A 14,069-nucleotide genomic window follows, 5' to 3' on the forward strand; every position below is an offset into this window, starting at 1 on the left:
GAGTCGATCAAGGACGTCGGCGAGGAGGCCACCGCCCTCTTCAACGACATCTGGACGGAATTCAAGCAGAGCTGAGCCCCATAAAAAAGCGGCCGCCCGGAGGGGCGGCCGCTTTTTCTTTCATTCAGCAGAGGACCTTGATTAAGGCAAGCAGGACTTTTCGCTTTTCCGGGGCGAGGGCGTCCCAGCAGGACAGCAGCTCACGCTGCTCCCCGGTGAGGTCGGACGGCAGGCTGTCCTCCGCGAGGAACTGGGAGACCGTCATCCCAAAGGCCCGGCAGATCGCTTCGAGCGTCGGGATGGTGGGGACGTTTCCCTTCCGGTAGAGCGAATTGATGGTGGACTGGCTGAGATGCGCCTGCTCCGCGAGATGGTTTTCGCTCCAGCCGCGTTCCTCCTGCAGCCGGCGGATCTTCCCGAGGATGTCCATCCAACCCCTCCTTCTGTGCTTATGCGTTAATATTATTACGATTAGGCGTTGAAATCTTTAATAATTAGACGTATAATATTAACGATCAGTCGTTAATGTGCACAGAGGGAGCGAACTTTATGCCTGACTATAAGGAGTTGTATTTTTCCCTCGTTCGGAAAACGGCTGCCGCCGCCGACGCGCTGGAAATCCTGAGCCTGCTGGTCGGCGAACAGGCGGAGCACCTGAAAAAGGAACTGGAACGAATCGAAGAGCTCTTTCCGCCCGACGAAATGTAAAGCGGCCGCCAGATGGCGGCCGCTTTGTCGTTCCCTCGAAGATTATTGGAAGAGGTCGAGCTCCACGGGGCAGTGGTCGCTGCCGAATATTTCCGCGCGGATCCTGCTGTCGCGGATTTCTCCGCGCAGGCGTTCGGAGACGAGGAAATAGTCGATGCGCCAGCCCGCGTTGTTGGCGCGCGCGTGGTACATGTAGGACCACCAGGAATAGGCGCCCACCGCGTCGGGGTAGAGGGCGCGGAAGCTGTCGACAAAGCCGCTGGCGAGCAGCTCGGTGAGCTTTTGGCGTTCCTCGTCGGTAAAGCCCGCGTTGCCCCGGTTGGGCTTGGGATTCTTCAGGTCGATCTCCTCGTGCGCCACGTTGAGATCGCCGCAGATGACGACCGGTTTTTTCGCGTCGAGCGCCGTCACATAGGCGCGGAAGGCATCCTCCCACTCCATGCGGTAGTCGAGCCGGGTCAGCTCCCGCTGGGCGTTGGGGGTGTAGACGGTGACGAGGTAGAAGTCCTCGAATTCGAGGGTGATGGCGCGGCCCTCGCTGTCCTGCTCGGGGAGCCCGATGCCGTAGACCGCCGAGAGGGGCGGGATCCGGGTGAACACCGCCGTGCCGGAATAGCCCTTGCGCACCGCGCTGTTCCAGTACTGCTCGTAGCCGGGCAGATCGAGGTCGGCCTGGCCGGGCTGCATCTTCGTCTCCTGCAGGCAGAAGACGTCCGCGTTTTCCGCGTTGAAAAAGTCGAGGAAGCCCTTGCCCAGGCAGGCGCGCAGGCCGTTGACGTTCCAGGAGATCAGTTTCATATGGCAAAGTCCTTTCGGGGAATTTCTTTCCCCCAGCATAACAGAATCCGCGGTAAAACGCAATTTACTTTGGCTGGAAAATCTGTTATGATAGTCTACCGAAAGAGGTGTCGCAATGGAGATTTTTGAAGTGCGCGGGGAACGGGAACGCTACCGGGACCTGCTGCTGTTCGCGGACCCCTCGTGGGAGATGGTCATGCGCTATCTGCCGCACGGGTTCATGCTCGCGGCGCGGGAGGGGGACGCCGTCCTCGGCGAGATCGTGACGGTGCCGGCCGCGGGCGGCTGGGAGATCAAAAACCTCGCCGTCGCCGAGCCCTTCCACCGCCGGGGGATCGGCGGCGCGCTGGTGCGCGCGGCGATCGCGCGGCTGCCGGACGGCGCCGCGGTGTGGGTCGGCACGGGCGACTTCCCCTCCTCGGTCGGGTTTTACGAGTCCTGCGGATTTAAACGCAGCCATGTCGTCAAGAATTTCTTTACCGACCACTACCCCGAGCCGATTTATGAAGGGGACTGTCAACTCGTCGACATGCTTTACCTCACGCAGGTGAAGGGGGAACGCGCCGCAGAAGGCTATGAGACGGGGATTGCGGGCTGCCGCATCCGCTTCGCCGGCATCGGCGACCTGCCGCTCATCCTCGACTTTATCAAAAAGCTCGCGGAATACGAGGGGATGCTCGGCGAGGTGGTCGCCACGGAGGACCTGCTGCGCGAATGGATTTTTGAAAAGCAAAAGGCGGAGGTGCTGATCGCGGAAAAGGACGGGGCTCCCGCCGGGTTCGCACTCTTCTTCCACAACTTCTCCACCTTCCTCGGGCGCGCGGGGCTCTACCTGGAGGACCTCTTCGTACTGCCCGCGCTGCGCGGCGCCGGCATCGGGAAGGCCCTGCTCGCGCGGCTGGCGGCGCTCGCCGTCGAACGCGGCTGCGGCAGGGTCGAATGGTGGTGCCTCGACTGGAACAAGCCCTCGATCGGGTTTTACCGTTCGCTCGGCGCGCAGGCGATGGACGACTGGACCGTCTACCGCCTGACGGGGGACGCGATGAAGGCGCTCGCGGAGACGGCGGACGGCTGACGCGGGGCGCGTGCATAACACAGGGAGGCGGAAAACCGTGCGGCAAAGCCGCACGCGCGCGAAAGCGCCGCTTTCGCGCGGGCGCCCCATCGGGGCGCCGTTTTCCGCCCGGGGCGGTCCCGGCGCGGCGGACGGCGGCGCGGGGCGGAGAATCAGTTCCACATGCGGGGAGGCAGAGTGTGATGAAGATCGGACTGGTCCTGGAGGGCGGCGGCATGCGCGGGCTCTATACGAACGGCGTGCTCGACTGCCTGATGGACAACCATTTTGAGGCGGACTACGTGATCGGCGTGTCCGCGGGCGCGTGCAGCGGGGTCAGCTACGTGTCGGGACAGCGCGGGCGCAGCTACCGGGTCAATACCGGCTACGTGGACGACAAGCGGTATGTGGGCTTTGAGAGCCTTGTTAAAACCAAATCGATGTTCGGAATGGATTTCATCTTCGACGAGATCCCGAATCATCTCGACCCCTTCGACTACGAGGCGTTTCTCGCTTCGCCGATGGAATTTGTCACCGGTGTGACCGACGCGGATACCGGCAGGCCGGTCTACTTCACCAAGGAGGCCGTCCGGCCGGGGGACAGCACCCTGCTGCGCGCCTCCTCGTCGATTCCGGTGTTTTCGCCCGTTGTGGAATTCATGGGGGGACGCTACCTCGACGGCGGCACCTCCGACCCGATCCCGGTGCAGAAGGCGCTGGACGACGGCTGCGACCGGGTGGTCGTGGTGCTGACCCGCGACCGCTCCTACGAGAAATCGCCCGAGGGCATCCGCCCCGTCTACCGGCATATCTTCCACGACTCGCCGGGCATGGTGCGCACCCTCGACACCCGCCACGAGGTCTATAACCGGGAGCTCGACAAGGTGCGGCGGCTCGAGCGGGAGGGCAGGGCGATCGTGATCGCGCCCGACCGGCCCGTGACGATCGGGCGGTTTGAGAAGGATATGAAAAAGCTGGAGGACCTCTACAAGACGGGGATGCTCGACGCACAGCTCGCGATGCCCCGCCTGCAAAAGTGGGTTCAGGAAAGGAGCGCGGAAGATGGCAAAGCTGAGTGATCTGCAAAATATCGGGAAGGTGCTGGAGGCGCGGCTTGTCGAAGCGGGGGTGGACACGCCCGAAACGCTGCGGGAGCTGGGCAGCCGCGAGGCGCTCGTCCGCCTGCGCGAAGCTGACCCGGGCGCGTGCGTCCAGGAGCTCTACGCGCTCGAGGGCGCGATCCGCGGCGTCAAGGACACCGCCCTGCCCGAAGAGGTGAAGGCGGAGCTGAGGGCCTTTCACAAATCGCTCGGGAGGGCGGGGAAATGAAGTATCTGGTGATCGGCGCGGGCGGTACGGGCGGCTGCATCGGCGGGTACCTGGCCGACGCGGGCCGCGACGTGACGCTGATCGCGCGCGGCAAGCACCTGGAGGCGATCCGAAGGGACGGGCTGGTCCTGCATGGCGCCCGGCGCGGGGAGCTGCGGGTGCGGGTCCCCGCCTGCACCGCCGGGGAATTTACCGGACGCGCGGACGTGATCTTTGTCTGCGTCAAGGGCTACTCGGTGGAGGAGATCCTGCCGCTTGTCGAACGCGCGTCGGATGAGCGGACCGTCGTGATCCCCATCCTGAACGTCCTGGGCACCGGGGAGCGGATAGCCGCCCGGCTGCCCGGCCGCACGGTGACGGACGGCTGCATCTACATTGTGGGCTACATCTCTTCGCCCGGGGAGATCACCCAGTCGGGGGAGGTCTTCCGGATCGTCTACGGCGAGCGGGAGGGGAACGCCCGCGCGGTGCGCCTCCAGGAGATCGCCGAGGAGCTGCGCGGCGCGGACATCGACGCGGTGGTGTCGGACGACATCCGCCGCGACGCCTTCCGTAAATTCATGCTCGTCTCCCCGATGGCGGCTGCGGGCGCTTATTTCGACCTGCCGATGGGCGGCCTGCAGGCGCCGGGGGAACCGCGTGAATTCTTCAAGTCGCTCGTGCGGGAGCTCGCGGCCATCGCGGACGCCAAGGGCTACCGCTATCCCGTGGATATGCTCGCCGACGGCCTGCGCCGCATCGACGGCATGAGCCCCGACACGACCGCCTCCATGCAGAAGGATCTCAAAAAGGGCGGCGCGAGCGAGCTCGACGGGCTCGTCTTCGAGCCGGTGCGCATGGCCCGCGCGCTCGGGCTTTCCGCCCCGGGCTACGAGCGGGCGGCGGACCGCCTGGGGGAACTTTCGAGCCGGGGGGAACTTTCGAGAAAGTTCCCCCCGGACCCCCTTCAAAGCTTTTGATTCAGGCCGGCCGCACCCGCGCCGTCATGGGCGCGTCCCGCGAGGAGGGCGGGGAGGATTTCGCCGCGTGAGAAAGCGGCTTGCCGTTTTTTTCCGTGCGGAGTATAATGGGGAAAAAACGGAAAGGAAGTCTGTGTTATGATCCCGACGATGGAAGAGGCGCAGGCCCTGCTCGAAAAGTACAACAAAGAGGCGTTCCACCTGCGTCACGCGGCGATCGTCAGCGGCGTGATGGGGTATTTCGCCAAGGAGTACGACCCCGACCGCGTGGAGTACTGGAAGGTGGTCGGCCTGCTGCACGACCTCGACTTTGAAGCGTACCCGGAGCAGCACTGCGTCAAATCGCAGGAGCTGATGCGCGAAGAGGGCCTCGACGAGGGGATCATCCGCTCCACGGCGAGCCACGGCTACGGGCTCTGCTGCGACATCAAGCCGGAGCACGTCATGGAGAAGATCCTCTTCGCCACCGACGAGCTCACCGGACTGATCGGCGCGGCGGCGATCATGCGCCCCTCCAAAAGCGTCGTCGACCTCGAGACCAAATCGGTGAAAAAGAAGTTTAAGGACAAGAAATTCGCGGCGGGCTGCTCACGCGAGGTCATCTCGCAGGGCGCGGAGATGCTCGGCTGGGAGCTCGACGAGCTCATCGAGCGGACGATCCTCGCCATGCGCGGCCTGATGGACACGATGGATATCTGAACCGCCCGGGCGATGGGAGACAGCCTCGGGCCCGCGGAAACCGCCCTTGAAGATGGCCGGAGACGGGAGACCGTTTTCGGCCATCTTTCCTTGTGCGGCGGGCCGCGGTGTGGTAAAATGGGGACAGGAATCAGGCGGCCCGGCGCGGCCCTCCATCCCCGGTATCCGCCGGCGGGAGGGCGCGGAGGGCGGAAAACCCAAATCCGCGCAGGCGGGATTTGTCCCGCGCTCCGCGCGGGCGGCGCGCGGGGCGCGCCGGTTTTCCGCCCGGCAAGCGCGGCGGCCGCCTTGGAAAGGTGGGAAAAACAATGGCAAAACGGGTGTTTTTGATCGTGCTGGACAGCGTGGGCATCGGCGAGGAACCGGACGCGGCCGCCTACGGCGACGAGGGCAGCAACACGCTGCGCGCCTGCTGGCAGTCGGGAAAGCTCTCGGTGCCCAATCTGCAAAGACTGGGGCTCTATAACATCGAGGGGGTCGGCTGCGGCGAGGCGGTGGAGCGGCCGCTCGGGGCCTTCGCGCGCATGCGCGAGTCGTCCGCCGGAAAGGACACGACGATCGGCCACTGGGAGATCGCGGGCATCATCTCCCCCAAGCCGATGCCGACCTACCCCGACGGCTTCCCCCCCGAGATCATCCGCGAATACGAACGGCTGACGGGGCGGGGGGTGCTCTGCAACAGGCCCTATTCGGGCACGCAGGTCATCCACGACTTCGGCCGCGAGCATGAGGAGACGGGCGCGCTCATCGTCTACACGAGCGCGGACAGCGTCTTCCAGGTCGCGGCGCATGAGCGCGTCGTGCCGGTCAAGCAGCTCTATGAGTACTGCGAGGCGGCCCGCAAGCTGCTCCAGGGCGAGCACGGGGTGGGCCGCGTCATCGCGCGCCCCTTCGAGGGCAGCTGGCCCGATTACAGGCGCACCTCCAACCGGCACGACTTTTCGCTGACCCCGCCGCGCGACACCATCCTCGACAAGCTGCGGGCGGCCGGCCTCGATACGATCGGCGTCGGCAAGATCTACGACATCTTCGCGGGCAAGGGGATTTCCCAGACCAGCCGCATCCAAAATAACGAGGACGGCATGGAGCAGACGATCGCCTGGGCGAAGAAGGAGTTCCACGGGCTCTGCTTTGTGAACCTCGTCGATTTTGACATGGTCTACGGGCACCGCAACGACGTGCCGGGGTATACGGCGGCGCTCAACCGCTTCGACGAGCAGCTGGGCGAGCTGCTGCCCCTGCTGCGGGAGGACGACGTGCTGATGATCACGGCCGACCACGGCTGCGACCCTTCCACCCCCTCGACCGACCATTCGCGCGAATATGTGCCGCTGCTCCTCTATGGGAAGGAGATCGCGGCGGGACGGGACCTCGGCACCCGCCCGACCTTCGCGGACACGGGCGAGACGGCGGCGGCGCTGCTGGGCGTCGACGCGGGCTGCGACGGCGAATCGCTCTGCCCGCTGGTCCTCGCGCGGGGCTGACCGCGCGGAAGCGAAAACGGGATACCACCGGGGGCCGCCGTGCGGTTTGGGCCCCGATAACCTGAACGAACAAGGAGGAGCAACATGCGCATCTACGACGTGATCATGAAAAAACGCAACGGCGGGACCCTCTCGGACGAGGAGATCGCCTTTTTCATCGACGGCTACACGGCCGGCCGCATCCCCGATTACCAGGCCTCCGCCCTGCTGATGGCGATCTGGTTCAAAGGCATGGACGAACACGAGACCGCCGTGCTCACCGACTGCATGGCGCGGTCGGGCGACATGGTGGACCTCTCCGCGATCCCCGGGATCAAGGTGGACAAGCACAGCACCGGCGGCGTCGGCGACAAGACGACGCTGATCGTCGCGCCCGTCGTGGCGGCGTGCGGCGCCCCGGTCGCCAAGATGAGCGGGCGCGGGCTGGGACACACGGGCGGCACGATCGACAAGCTCGAATCGATCCCGGGCTTCTGCACCTCGGTGGAGCGGGAGCGGTTTTTCCAGATCGTGCGGGACGCCGGGCTCTCGGTCATCGGCCAGACGGGCAACATCGCGCCCGCGGACAAGAAGATCTACGCGCTTCGCGACGTGACGGCCACGGTGGACAGCCTGCCGCTCATCGCCTCGTCGATCATGAGCAAAAAGCTCGCGGCGGGCTCCGACGCGATCGTGCTTGACGTCAAGACGGGCAGCGGCGCGTTCATGAAGTCGCTCGACGATTCGATCGGGCTCGCGCAGGCGATGGTGTCGATCGGCGAGCACAACGGCCGCCGCACCATCGCGCTCATCACCGATATGGACCTCCCCCTCGGCCACGCGATCGGAAACTCGCTGGAGGTCATCGAGGCGGTGGACACGCTGCGCGGGCGGGGTCCGGCGGACCTCACCGAGGTCTGCCTCCAGCTCGCCTCCAACATGCTCGTGCTGGCGGGCAAGGGGGAGCTCGCCGCCTGCCGCGCGATGGCGGAGGAGGCGCTCCGAAGCGGCGCGGCCTTCGGGAAGCTGCGGGCGATGGTCGCCGCGCAGGGCGGCGATGTGTCGGTGCTCGACGACACCGATAAATTCGCCAAGGCGCCGGTCGTGCACGAGGTGCTCTCCCCGGCGGACGGCTACATCTCCCACATGCAGACCGAGCTGTGCGGCATCGCGTCGGTGGCGCTCGGCGCGGGCCGCGCCAGCAAGGAGGACGCGATCGACCTGTCGGCGGGCATCCTGCTCCTCAAGAAGACGGGCGACGCGGTGAAAAAGGGCGAGCCCATCGCGCGGCTGCTGACCTCCCGGCAGGAGCTGGTCCCCGAAGGGGAGCGCCTGCTTCTGGAGGCGGTCACCTTCTCCGACGCGCGGCCCGCGCCCGAAAAGCTGGTGCTCGCGCGCGTCACCAAGGACGCGGTGGAAAAATTCTGACCGACGCGGCATAACGGCGCCCGCCTCCCCGGCTGACCGGCTGGGGAGGCGGGTTTTTCATGCGCACGGGAATTTTGGAGGGACGCCGGTCCCTTTTCAACCTCCCCGGTGGTTATAGAGGGAAAGGAGAGGATTGAAATGAAGAAGGCTCTTGTTTTATGCGTCGCGCTCGCCCTTCTGGCGGGGTGCGCGCGGGAACCGGCCGCGGCTCCGCAGCCGCAGAGCGCGGCGGAGAGCTCCGCCGTTTCCGCCGAACCGGCCGAACCGGCCGCCCCCGACCTGTCGGACTACCCGGCCCTGACCGAACGGTATGTGGATCGTCTGCTCGCCTCCGGGGCGGCGGGACGCACCTGGTCGACGCCCTTCAACATCGGCGCGGACGCGCTGGTGGACTACTACGCCCTGCACTGCATGGAGGACCTCGGCGAGCAGGCGCCCGCTGAATTCCCGGCCGGAGAGGTCGAGGAATACATCGGACGGTACTTCGACGTCGACCCCGCCTCGTGTATGCGCATCCACGTCCGCTACGACGAGGCGGCCAACGCCTACCGCTTCGAGGGGCTGGGCGCGACCTGCACCGCGCAGGTGAATAAGGCCTCCCTCGAGGACGGCCTTTTGACGCTCGATTACGACGTCTACAGTCCCCGGGAGGACGGCACCGTCATCTGGAGCGGCACGGTCAAAATTCGGCTCTCCCCCGACGGCGGCTGGAAGTACGAGGAGAACGAGATGCGCTACCCGCTCTATCCCGTCGGCGGCGACGGGCAGACGCGGGAGCAGCTCGCGGAAACCTACGTCTACCCGATGATCCCCAGCGGCAGGCTCCTGCAATACGACTGGAGCTCGCCCGGGGAGATGGAGGCCGACCACCTCTTCTTCTACCTCTGCTTCAATAATCTTTTGGGGATGGAGAAGGACTTCGAGGGCTGCTTCGCGCCGGGCGCGACCGCTCCCGCCGCCGAGGTGGAGGCGGCGATCCGGGAGTATTTCGACGTGCCTGTAGAATACCTGCGCACCTCCCAGTTCTACCGCGCCGACGGGGACTGCTACGAGATGATCGGCGGCTTCGGCGGGGGCGGATGGCAGTCCGTCCTGGACTATGCGGAGCAGGACGGCGTGATCGAGCTTGCGGTCGGGTCCTACGGACCCGACGACCAGCCCGACCACCCGATGCATGTCGGGCGCCTCACGGTGGAAAAGAAGCCGGGCGGCGGCTTCCTCTACCGCTCCTATGAGATCGTGCACAGCTGGCCGCCCGAACCCATCGCGTTTTTCGCGGAGTAAACCGCCCCGCGCGGCGAAAAAGAACCCGCCGTCCCGGCCCTCCGGCCGGGACGGCGGGTTTGCGCGTCGGAGACGCGCACAGGGGTCCAAACGGCGTTCGTCGTTTGGACCCCTGCTTTTTCGCCGCGGAGGCCGGGGCACGCGGCCGCTTTTTGACGCGCGGGGCCGGGGCGCGGTATATTCGGGCGGGCGGCGTTTACAATAGCAATTGGCGGCGCTTGCCAGATCTCCCAGAAGGCGCTATAATATACTAAAATAGTATATATTAACCATCCCAAAGGAGGAACCCTCATGAATCTACAGAAATGCGCGGTCATCGGCTGCGGTGCGGTGGGCGCGACCACCGCCTACACCCTGCTGGGCAGCGGACTGTTTTCCGAGCTGGTGCTGCTCGACATCGACCAGAAAAAGGCGGAGGGAGAGGCGATGGACATCGCCCACGGCGTCCCCTTCGTGCGTCCCGTCAACGTCTACGCGGGAGATTACCCCGACCTGGCCGACGCCGGGCTGGTGATCATCACGGCGGGCGCGGCGCAGTCCCCCGGCGAGACGCGCATCGACCTGGTGCGCAAGAACGTGAAGATTTTCCGGTCGATCGTCCCCCAGATCGTCCGCTGCAACCGGGACGCCATCCTGCTGGTGGTGGCCAACCCGGTTGACATCCTCACCTATGTGACGCTCAAGCTGTCCGGCTTCCCCGCCTCCCGGGTGATCGGCTCGGGCACCGTGCTGGACACCGCGCGGTTCAAATACCTGCTCGGGGAGCACCTCGAGGTCGACCCGCGCAACATCCACGCCTTCATCATCGGCGAGCACGGGGACACCGAGCTGCCGGTGTGGAGCTCGGCCAACGTGTCGGGCATCGACCTCGCGGATTTCTGCAAGGTGTGCGGCAAGTGCGCCGACATGGCGGGGCTGCACGGCATCTACGAGGAGGTCAAGAACAGCGCCTACCGGATCATCGAGCGCAAGGGCGCGACCAACTACGCGATCGCCAAAGCGGTGCGGCGGATCGCGGAGGCGATCGTGCGGGACGAGAACTCGGTGCTGCCCGTTTCGGGGCTGGCGGACGGGCATTACGGGCTGCATGACCTCTGCCTCGGCCTGCCGGCGATCGTCGGCAGAGAGGGGATCAAGCAGATCCTCGACTTCCCGCTCGACGAGGCGGAGCACCGGGCGCTGGAGGCGTCCGCGGCGGCGCTTTCCGACGTGCTGGCGGAGATTGAGCCGAATTAGCACTCTTATATTATGAGTGCTAAAAATTCACAGTTTATTCATAAATGATGCATTGCTTTGTAACAATCCCGGGTTATACTAAGGCCAATGAAACAAGAACGAGCGCCGGGCACGGGCGCCGGGAAAGAAGATGATCGCCATGTGCCGCAACATCCGCAGAACTCGTGAGTTGGGTTAAACAACGCGAAAACACAACATCTAAAGGGGGATTTTATCATGTTTGACCTGATGCCTTTTGAACGCAGAACCAGAAACCTCTCCAACTTCTTTGACGCCTTCGACAAGACGTTTTTCAGCGATTTCCCGGCGAGCTTCTCCGAGATCCGCACCGATATCATCGACCAGGGTGACAAGTTCCTCCTCCAGGCGGAGCTGCCCGGCTTCGACAAGGAGGACATCAAGATCGACCTCAACGGCGACACCCTTTCGATCTCCGCCGAGCACAAGGCCGAGAGCGAGGAGAAGAAGGAGGACGGCTACGTCCGCCGCGAACGCCGCTACGGCTCCTTCGCGCGCAGCTTCGACGTCTCCGGCATCGACGTCGAAAAAATCAGCGCCGCGTATAAAAACGGCGTGCTCGAACTCGAGCTGCCCAAGAAGGTGCCCGCCCGGCCGCAGGCCCGCCAGATCGAGCTCAAATAAGCCCCCGGGCTTTTGGAATCCCCCGTCCGCGTCCGCGGGCGGGGGATTTCGCATCCCCGTGCAAATATTTTCCCGGATACGACTTTTTCGCCGCGAATTTATGCTATAATAAACGCAGGCCGTCGGCCAAAAGCCAATATCCGGCCGCGCAAGACGGCCCGCAAAGACCGAACTAGATCGATTGAGGTGAAGGAATGGCAAGCGACAGCAAATTCGCGGTGCTTATCGATGCCGATAACATATCGGGAAAATACATCAAGATCATCCTAGACGAGATCTCCAACGACGGCATCGCCACCTATAAGCGCATCTACGGCGACTGGACAAGCCCCGCGCTCGTCTCGTGGAAAAATGTTCTGCTCGACAACTCGATCCTGCCCATCCAGCAGTACAGCTACACCACCGGTAAGAACTCGACCGACTCGGCCATGATCATCGACGCGATGGACATCCTCTATTCGGGCCAGGTGGACGGCTTCTGCATCGTCTCATCGGACAGCGACTTCACCCGTCTGGCCGCCCGCCTGCGGGAGAGCGGCATGACCGTCGTGGGCATGGGGGAGCGCAAGACCCCCAAATCGTTCATCTCCGCCTGCAACCGGTTCAAATACCTCGACATCCTCGCGACCGCCGAGCAGAAGGAACCGGAAAAACCCGCCCAGCCGGAAAAGTCCAAGCAGCAGCCCAAGCAGGAGAAGGCCCGGCCCGCCCCCAAGCAGGAGCCGAAGCCCGAGCCCAAGCCGGAACCGGAGCCCGCGCCCGAGCCCTGCCCCGAGCCGGAGGAAAAGCAGATGACCGGCCTGCGCACCATCAAAAAGGCGATCCGCACGATCGTGGCGGAAAACTCGGACGAGGACGGCTGGCTCTTCATCGGCACGATCGGCAACCTGCTCGTCAAACGGTACCCCGATTTTGACGTGCGCAACTTCGGCTTCTCCAAGCTCACCCCCTTCATCGAGTCGCTCGACCTCTTCGACATCAAGAGCGTGCGCACCCGCGACAGCAGCGTCAAGCTCATCTATGTGAAGCTCAAATGAATCGGGAACAGGCCGCCGCATCGCGCGGCGGCCTGTTTTGATCTTCCTTTTTCTCTTGTAAAAGGGAAGCGAAAAATATGCCTGAAGGATTGGGCGTTCCGTGCTTTGCGAAGCGCGGCGCGGGGCTCTGCCCTGCGGCCCCGCCGCCTTGTCTCCGGCCCAAGAGCCGCCCTGCGGGCGGTTGGCCTCCGACACGCTTCGCTGCGGCTCAGTGTAAAAAGGCGGGCGAAATTTTTGATTGGGGGTAAAAGGATGGAATTGGCGTTGTCGCGCGGCGCGGCGTATGTGCTGTGCGCCCTGCGCGCGGCGGGCTATGAGGCGTACGTCGTGGGCGGCTGCGTGCGCGACAGCCTGCTCGGCCGCAGGCCGGGCGATTGGGATGTGACCACCTCCGCGCTGCCGGAGGAGACGAAAGCGGTGTTTTCCGGGGCGCCCGTCATCGGGACGGGCGTCCGCCACGGCACCGTGGCCGTGCTCGTCGGCGGAGAGCCCGTCGAGATCACCACCTACCGGGTGGACGGCCCCTATTCCGACGGCCGCCGCCCCGACTCGGTCGCCTTTACCCGCAGCCTCCGGGAGGACCTCGCCCGCCGCGATTTCACGGTGAACGCGATGGCGTGGTCGCCGGAAACCGGCCTCGTCGACCCGTTCGGCGGGGCGGACGATCTGCGCGGAAAATCGATCCGCTGCGTCGGGGACCCCGCGCGGCGGTTTCAGGAGGACGCGCTGCGCATCCTGCGCGCCCTGCGTTTCTCCTCGTCGCTCGGCTTTTCCATCGAGCCCGAAACCGCCGCCGCCCTGCGCGCGGACCGCGCGCGGCTTGGGAAGGTGTCGGCGGAGCGGATCGCGGCGGAGCTTGTCAAGCTCGTGTGCGGAGCCGGCGCCCCCCGCGTCCTGCGGGAGTTCCCCGAGGTGGTCGCGCGGGTCCTGCCCGGGTGGGACTGCGACCCGGACGCGCTCGGGCGTGCGCCGGCCGATCCCGCCGTGCGGCTGGCGATGCTCTTTTCCACGGAGGCGGACGCGGAAGCGGCCCTGCGCCGCCTCAAATTCGACCGCGGAACGATCCGCGCCGCAAAGGCCCTTCTCGCCTTCCGGACAGCGCCGCTCGCGGAAGACCGCCCGGCGGTGCGGCGGATGCTGCGGAAGCTCGGGCCGGCGGCCTTCCGCCGCCTGCTCGCGATGCGCGCGGCGTACGGGGAACCGCTCGCCGGCGTGGAGCGCGCGCTCGGCGAAGTGCTGGAGGAGGGCGACTGCTGGTCGCTCGACGCGCTCGCGGTGAAGGGCGGGGACCTGCTCGCGGCGGGCGTGCCCGCCGGGCCGGAGCTCGGCCGGACGCTCGCGGCGCTGCTCGACGCGGTGATCGACGGGCGCTGCCCAAATGAGCGCGCCGCGCTCTTGAATTTTGTTTCCCCTCAATAAAAGTTTTCGTCCG

General features: G+C 65.3%; 15 protein-coding genes and 1 pseudogene. 14 read left to right on the forward strand and 2 right to left on the reverse strand.

What is annotated here, in order from left to right; all coding sequences use genetic code 11:
* Positions 1 to 124: 124 nt before the first annotated feature.
* Positions 125 to 430 (reverse strand): helix-turn-helix domain-containing protein, encoded by a 306-nt coding sequence (locus tag ACZO3G_RS07740; protein ID WP_256152545.1) that lies wholly within the window; start codon positions 428 to 430, stop codon positions 125 to 127.
* 119 nt (positions 431 to 549) lie between these two features.
* Here ACZO3G_RS07740 and ACZO3G_RS07745 point away from each other — a divergent pair, with 119 nt between their 5' ends.
* Positions 550 to 708 (forward strand): hypothetical protein, encoded by a 159-nt coding sequence (locus ACZO3G_RS07745; RefSeq protein WP_158595580.1) that lies wholly within the window; start codon positions 550 to 552, stop codon positions 706 to 708.
* Positions 709 to 750: 42 nt separating this feature from the next.
* Here the strand turns inward: ACZO3G_RS07745 and ACZO3G_RS07750 are convergent, their stop codons facing one another.
* A complete protein-coding gene (locus ACZO3G_RS07750) occupies positions 751 to 1,506 on the reverse strand; it encodes an exodeoxyribonuclease III (RefSeq protein ID WP_276873486.1) in 756 nt (251 codons plus the stop codon).
* Positions 1,507 to 1,702: 196 nt separating this feature from the next.
* On the opposite strand from ACZO3G_RS07750, the pseudogene ACZO3G_RS07755 reads away from it, so the two are divergent.
* The 13 genes and pseudogenes from ACZO3G_RS07755 to ACZO3G_RS07815 all read left to right on the forward strand — a co-directional run.
* Positions 1,703 to 1,951: pseudogene (locus ACZO3G_RS07755) on the forward strand (GNAT family N-acetyltransferase); the annotation flags it as partial.
* 84 nt (positions 1,952 to 2,035) lie between these two features.
* The gene (locus ACZO3G_RS07760; RefSeq protein ID WP_353939252.1) at positions 2,036 to 2,581 is read left to right on the forward strand and encodes a GNAT family N-acetyltransferase; all 546 of its coding nucleotides are present in this window, start codon (positions 2,036 to 2,038) and stop codon (positions 2,579 to 2,581) included.
* 182 nt (positions 2,582 to 2,763) lie between these two features.
* Positions 2,764 to 3,639: a patatin-like phospholipase family protein gene (locus tag ACZO3G_RS07765; RefSeq protein ID WP_101553012.1), complete on the forward strand. Its 876-nt coding sequence runs from the start codon at positions 2,764 to 2,766 to the stop codon at positions 3,637 to 3,639.
* Positions 3,623 to 3,889, forward strand: coding sequence for a TfoX/Sxy family protein (locus tag ACZO3G_RS07770; protein WP_276873495.1), 267 nt, complete (start codon positions 3,623 to 3,625; stop codon positions 3,887 to 3,889). Before ACZO3G_RS07765 ends, ACZO3G_RS07770 begins: the two co-directional genes overlap by 17 nt.
* Positions 3,886 to 4,848 (forward strand): ketopantoate reductase family protein, encoded by a 963-nt coding sequence (locus tag ACZO3G_RS07775; RefSeq protein WP_276873498.1) that lies wholly within the window; start codon positions 3,886 to 3,888, stop codon positions 4,846 to 4,848. Before ACZO3G_RS07770 ends, ACZO3G_RS07775 begins: the two co-directional genes overlap by 4 nt.
* A gap of 141 nt (positions 4,849 to 4,989) precedes the next feature.
* Positions 4,990 to 5,547: a hydrolase gene (locus ACZO3G_RS07780; RefSeq protein ID WP_353939251.1), complete on the forward strand. Its 558-nt coding sequence runs from the start codon at positions 4,990 to 4,992 to the stop codon at positions 5,545 to 5,547.
* Between the two features lie 308 nt (positions 5,548 to 5,855).
* Complete coding sequence (locus ACZO3G_RS07785; protein WP_121586349.1) at positions 5,856 to 7,031, forward strand: phosphopentomutase; 1,176 nt, start codon at positions 5,856 to 5,858, stop codon at positions 7,029 to 7,031.
* An 84-nt stretch (positions 7,032 to 7,115) separates the two neighbouring features.
* Positions 7,116 to 8,438, forward strand: a complete 1,323-nt coding sequence (locus tag ACZO3G_RS07790) for a pyrimidine-nucleoside phosphorylase (RefSeq protein ID WP_256152538.1) — start codon at positions 7,116 to 7,118, stop codon at positions 8,436 to 8,438.
* Positions 8,439 to 8,576: 138 nt separating this feature from the next.
* A complete protein-coding gene (locus ACZO3G_RS07795) occupies positions 8,577 to 9,722 on the forward strand; it encodes a DUF6070 family protein (RefSeq protein WP_276873506.1) in 1,146 nt (381 codons plus the stop codon).
* Between the two features lie 291 nt (positions 9,723 to 10,013).
* Positions 10,014 to 10,958 (forward strand): L-lactate dehydrogenase, encoded by a 945-nt coding sequence (locus tag ACZO3G_RS07800; RefSeq protein WP_101553026.1) that lies wholly within the window; start codon positions 10,014 to 10,016, stop codon positions 10,956 to 10,958.
* A gap of 216 nt (positions 10,959 to 11,174) precedes the next feature.
* Positions 11,175 to 11,600, forward strand: coding sequence for an Hsp20/alpha crystallin family protein (locus tag ACZO3G_RS07805; protein WP_256152343.1), 426 nt, complete (start codon positions 11,175 to 11,177; stop codon positions 11,598 to 11,600).
* Positions 11,601 to 11,794: 194 nt separating this feature from the next.
* The gene (locus ACZO3G_RS07810) at positions 11,795 to 12,637 is read left to right on the forward strand and encodes an NYN domain-containing protein (RefSeq protein WP_256152342.1); all 843 of its coding nucleotides are present in this window, start codon (positions 11,795 to 11,797) and stop codon (positions 12,635 to 12,637) included.
* Between the two features lie 252 nt (positions 12,638 to 12,889).
* Positions 12,890 to 14,056, forward strand: a complete 1,167-nt coding sequence (locus ACZO3G_RS07815) for a CCA tRNA nucleotidyltransferase (protein ID WP_276872599.1) — start codon at positions 12,890 to 12,892, stop codon at positions 14,054 to 14,056.
* Positions 14,057 to 14,069: the final 13 nt, after the last annotated feature.

It is taken from the genome of Anaerotruncus sp., assembly GCF_057433415.1.

Coding starts and splice junctions, on each gene's coding strand:
- ACZO3G_RS07740 (WP_256152545.1), bottom strand. CDS start 430: ATGGACATCCTCGGGAAGATCCGCCGGCTGCAGGAGGAACGCGGCTGG.
- ACZO3G_RS07745 (WP_158595580.1), top strand. CDS start 550: ATGCCTGACTATAAGGAGTTGTATTTTTCCCTCGTTCGGAAAACGGCT.
- ACZO3G_RS07750 (WP_276873486.1), bottom strand. CDS start 1,506: ATGAAACTGATCTCCTGGAACGTCAACGGCCTGCGCGCCTGCCTGGGC.
- ACZO3G_RS07760 (WP_353939252.1), top strand. CDS start 2,036: ATGCTTTACCTCACGCAGGTGAAGGGGGAACGCGCCGCAGAAGGCTAT.
- ACZO3G_RS07765 (WP_101553012.1), top strand. CDS start 2,764: ATGAAGATCGGACTGGTCCTGGAGGGCGGCGGCATGCGCGGGCTCTAT.
- ACZO3G_RS07770 (WP_276873495.1), top strand. CDS start 3,623: ATGGCAAAGCTGAGTGATCTGCAAAATATCGGGAAGGTGCTGGAGGCG.
- ACZO3G_RS07775 (WP_276873498.1), top strand. CDS start 3,886: ATGAAGTATCTGGTGATCGGCGCGGGCGGTACGGGCGGCTGCATCGGC.
- ACZO3G_RS07785 (WP_121586349.1), top strand. CDS start 5,856: ATGGCAAAACGGGTGTTTTTGATCGTGCTGGACAGCGTGGGCATCGGC.
- ACZO3G_RS07790 (WP_256152538.1), top strand. CDS start 7,116: ATGCGCATCTACGACGTGATCATGAAAAAACGCAACGGCGGGACCCTC.
- ACZO3G_RS07795 (WP_276873506.1), top strand. CDS start 8,577: ATGAAGAAGGCTCTTGTTTTATGCGTCGCGCTCGCCCTTCTGGCGGGG.
- ACZO3G_RS07800 (WP_101553026.1), top strand. CDS start 10,014: ATGAATCTACAGAAATGCGCGGTCATCGGCTGCGGTGCGGTGGGCGCG.
- ACZO3G_RS07805 (WP_256152343.1), top strand. CDS start 11,175: ATGTTTGACCTGATGCCTTTTGAACGCAGAACCAGAAACCTCTCCAAC.
- ACZO3G_RS07810 (WP_256152342.1), top strand. CDS start 11,795: ATGGCAAGCGACAGCAAATTCGCGGTGCTTATCGATGCCGATAACATA.
- ACZO3G_RS07815 (WP_276872599.1), top strand. CDS start 12,890: ATGGAATTGGCGTTGTCGCGCGGCGCGGCGTATGTGCTGTGCGCCCTG.